Origin of the sequence: Microbacterium ginsengisoli (genome assembly GCF_000956535.1) — a bacterium.
In the GTDB taxonomy this organism is placed as follows: Bacteria; Actinomycetota; Actinomycetes; order Actinomycetales; family Microbacteriaceae; genus Microbacterium; species Microbacterium ginsengisoli.
Genome location: NZ_JYIY01000021.1, coordinates 1 through 3,304, shown reverse-complemented (window position 1 = coordinate 3,304; position 3,304 = coordinate 1). Strand labels below are relative to the sequence as shown.

The window sequence follows — 3,304 nt, the reverse complement described above, 5'->3', positions numbered from 1 at the left end:
GGGTGGGGGGAATCGGTGCCGCGGCTGCCGCCTCGGCGTCGGACTGCTCGGGGCGGGTGCCCTCGGTGTCGCTCATGACTGCTCCTTCTGTGCTCTGGGACCACCCTGCACAGCGACTCTGTGCGTTTTCTATGACAGACGTGAAACGGTCCTATGCGCTCCCCTCCAGTAGCGTGTGGCGGGTGCACGACATTCCCGGCGCTTGGCGTCGAGCCGCCCGCGGTGCGGGCCTGCTGACCGATGACGGGGTTCCGATTCCGACGATCTTCGCCGAGATGTCGGCGCTGGCCCAGCAGACCGGCGCGATCAACCTCGGTCAGGGCTTCCCGGACGAAGACGGACCGGCCGAGATCCTCGAGGCCGCCCGGGCCGCGATCGCGAACGGTGTCAATCAGTACCCGCCGGGGCGCGGCATCCCCGATCTGCGGCTCGCCGTGGCCGAGCATCAGCGTCGCTTCTACGGCCTGGACCTCGACCCCGACCGTCACGTGCTGATCACCGCGGGCGCCACCGAGGCGCTGTCGTCGACGCTGCTGGCGCTGATCGACTCCCCCGACGACGAGGTGGTCGTCTTCGAGCCGTACTACGACTCCTATGCGGCCTGCGTGGCCCTCGCGGGAGCCCGTCTCGTGACGGTCCCCCTCGCCTGGCCCGATTTCCGACCCGACCTCGACCGGCTGCGCGATGCGGTGACAGACCGCACCCGAGTCATCCTCGTGAACGACCCGCACAACCCCACGGGGGCCGTCTTCGACGACGAGGTGCGTGCCGAGCTGGTGCGCCTCGCGATCGAGCACGACGCGATCATCGTCGGCGACGAGGTGTACGAGCACCTCACCTTCGACGGTCACCGTCACCGCCCCCTCGCGACCCTCCCGGGCGCGTGGGAGCGCACGCTGACGATCTCGTCGGCCGCGAAGACGTTCTCGGTGACCGGGTGGAAGATCGGCTGGGTCACCGGGCCGGCCGCGCTGGTCGACGCCGTGCTGGCGGTCAAGCAGTTCCTCACCTACGTGAACGGCGCGCCGTTCCAGCCCGCCGTCGCGACCGCGCTGCGGCTGCCCGACAGTTTCTTCGCCGGCATCGCGACGACCCTCGAGCACAAGCGCGACCTGCTGCAGGACGGCCTGCGGACCGCCGGCTTCGACGTCGCCCCCTCGCGAGGCTCGTACTTCGTCGTGGCGGATGCCGCTCCCCTGGGCGCGACCGAAGCGGCGGCGTTCTGCCGCGAGCTTCCGGCGCGCGCGGGCGTCGTCGCGATCCCCCTGACGGCGTTCGTCAGCGACGCGGCGCGAGCCGAGTACGCGACCCTGGTGCGCTTCGCGGCCTGCAAACGCACCGAGGTGCTCGCGGATGCCGCGGCCCGCCTCGCCGCGCTGCGCTGATCCGGTCGCACCGAAGTCGGTGGGCAGAGCTCGATCCCGTCAGATCTCGCGCGGCACGACCGTGTATCGACGCAGCTGCAGGGCGGGGTTCACGCGACGTACCCGCTCGACGTCGTCGAGCGAGACGTCCGCGAGCGCGAGCCCGGTGGTCGTGCCGATCGACGCGCGCACGACTCCGGTCGGGTCGATGATCGCCGAGTGCCCCACGCCGATCGGCGGGGTGTGGTCGGCGGCGGCAACGAAGACCGTGTTCTCGATCGCGCGGGCGCGCAGCAGCGTCATCCACTGGTCTTCCTTCAACGGGCCGCGCACCCACTCGGCGGGAACGAGCACGAGATCGGCGCCCGCGTCGACGACGACACGGGTCGACTCGGGGAACCGCAGGTCGTAGCAGGTGATGAGCCCGACGCGCACGCCGTCGACGTCGAGGGTCTGGGGAGCGTCGAGCGCACCTGGCTCGATCCAGTCGGACTCACGCTGCCCGAACGCGTCGTAGAGGTGCTGCTTGCGATAGACCGCGCGCACGCCGTCGGCGGCGACCGCCACGACGGTGTTGCGCACCTTGCCGGAGACGGGCGCCGACTCGACGAGTCCCGCGACGACGACCACGTCGTGCTGCTGCGCGAGGGCCTGCAGGTGGGTGACGAACGGGCCGTCGAGGGGTTCCGCATGGGCGGCGAGGCGCTCATCGAACGGGTCGACGAAATAGCTCGCGTACTCGGGGAACACCACGAGACGGGCACGGGATGCCGCGGCCCGCGCGACGAGCGCTGCGACCGCGTCACGGTTGGCCGCGGGCACCTCGGTGGGTGTGAACTGGGCGACGGCGACGGTCAGCGCAGGAGAGGTCACCCGCCCATCCTCCCGCGTCGGCGTCGCCGCGCCAACCGCTGCGACGCGCCCGGGTGACCGGCCCGGATTCGACGGCCCTCCGGGAGCGTGCTAGGCTCATTCCTTGTGCCGCGGGGTGGAGCAGCTCGGTAGCTCGCTGGGCTCATAACCCAGAGGTCGCAGGTTCAAATCCTGTCCCCGCAACCAAGTAGGTCTTATTACAACCAAATGAGACAAAGGGCGCCTCGGCGCTCGGCAACTCGAAGGCCCCAGCAGAAATGCTGGGGCTTTCGAGTTTTTCCGAGGACGTGCGTCCGCTGGCGCGACGGAGCTCGTGGATCTTCGCGTTCACTTCAGTTCGATCCCCAGCGGCTTGGCGGGTCGTGTCGGTCACGCGAACGAAGATGCGATGGAAGAAGAGTGTGAGCAGTTCACGCCTCACCGCGTCGTGCTCGGAGGCATAGAGGTTGCCCGGTGCTTTGAGAAGCTCGAGATAGGTCGCGATCGCGTTGGCGGCCTCGCCCATGTTCGAGTTCAGCCGACTGAGACGCTCCTCCATAGCCTGTCTCTTCAGGGTGATGTCTTGGAGGCGACGCTTTAGACGCTCACTCGACGCTTCGCCATCTGCGAGCGCGTCGATCAAACGGTCCTCCTTCGCATCGAGCTGAGCCAGTTCGCGACGAAGACCGGCCTGCAGTTCACGGCGCTGAGCGTCAAGGTCTCCCAGCGCCACGTTGTGAACCGCTCTGACGCTCACAGTCGTGCCCAAAGAGCGTCGACCAAACCCTTCGGGAGCGAGCCTTGGAGTCGGCGACGCAGTCCGAGCAGTAGTTCGACCCGTACTTCGGAGAATGCTTCGCCGATCCTCGCCTCAATGCGCTCCCTCTCATGTCCATCTTCGAGATAGTCCACCAGGGCAACAAACTGGCTCTTCGCAGTTGAGGGTGTAGCCCGGGACCGTCGGCTGGTTCGCGGATAGGCGTCGAGGTCTTCCAGGATGGAAGTTCTCACGCTCACCATCCGCCGGAAGACCTCGACTTGCACCACCCTACGTTCGTGACCCCTGACCTGACCACGTTCTGCCGTCT

General features: G+C 68.2%; 3 protein-coding genes and 1 tRNA gene. 2 read left to right on the top strand and 2 right to left on the bottom strand.

Features of this window, described 5'->3' with window-relative positions; all coding sequences use genetic code 11:
- Positions 1–182: 182 nt before the first annotated feature.
- On the top strand, positions 183–1,385 hold the full coding sequence (locus tag RR49_RS00180; RefSeq protein ID WP_157013123.1) for a pyridoxal phosphate-dependent aminotransferase: 1,203 nt from the start codon (positions 183–185) through the stop codon (positions 1,383–1,385).
- Positions 1,386–1,424: 39 nt separating this feature from the next.
- On the opposite strand, the gene RR49_RS00175 is transcribed toward RR49_RS00180, so the two are convergent.
- On the bottom strand, positions 1,425–2,237 hold the full coding sequence (locus RR49_RS00175) for a carbon-nitrogen hydrolase family protein (protein WP_045245701.1): 813 nt from the start codon (positions 2,235–2,237) through the stop codon (positions 1,425–1,427).
- Positions 2,238–2,346: 109 nt separating this feature from the next.
- On the opposite strand from RR49_RS00175, the gene RR49_RS00170 reads away from it, so the two are divergent.
- Positions 2,347–2,423 (top strand) — tRNA-Met (locus tag RR49_RS00170).
- Between the two features lie 546 nt (positions 2,424–2,969).
- Here the strand turns inward: RR49_RS00170 and RR49_RS15910 are convergent.
- The coding region (locus RR49_RS15910) for a hypothetical protein (protein WP_211255118.1) at positions 2,970–3,304 on the bottom strand (335 nt) is incomplete at its 5' end.